The sequence below is a fragment of the Bradyrhizobium sp. Kon58 genome (genome assembly GCF_055807455.1).
In genome coordinates this window covers 1-436 of record NZ_JBVVOT010000159.1, presented here as the reverse complement: position 1 = coordinate 436, position 436 = coordinate 1, and the positions used below count along the sequence as shown (strand labels likewise).

Genomic DNA, 436 nt, shown 5'->3' with positions numbered 1-436 from the left:
CCAAGTCAACGCCGCTATCGAGGCTGCCCGCGCCGCCTTCCCGGCCTGGTCCACTTCCGGCATCCAGGCGCGCCACGATGCGTTGGATAAAGTCGGCAGCGAAATCCTCGCCCGTCGCGAAGAACTCGGCACGCTGCTGGCCCGGGAAGAGGGCAAGACCCTGCCCGAAGCCATCGGCGAAGTGACCCGCGCCGGTAACATTTTCAAGTTCTTCGCTGGCGAATGTCTGCGCCTGTCTGGCGACTATGTGCCGTCGGTGCGTCCGGGCGTCAACGTGGAAGTCACCCGTGAAGCCCTCGGTGTGGTCGGCTTGATCACCCCCTGGAACTTCCCGATCGCCATCCCGGCCTGGAAAATCGCCCCGGCCTTGGCCTACGGCAACTGTGTGGTGATCAAGCCGGCCGAACTGGTACCCGGCTGTGCCTGGGCCCTGGCT

General features: G+C 65.4%; 1 protein-coding gene. It reads left to right on the top strand.

What is annotated here, in order from left to right; all coding sequences use genetic code 11:
• Nucleotides 1–436, top strand: a 436-nt coding sequence (locus AC0L20_RS39935) for an aldehyde dehydrogenase family protein (protein ID WP_473295656.1), incomplete at both ends; no start/stop codon positions are given.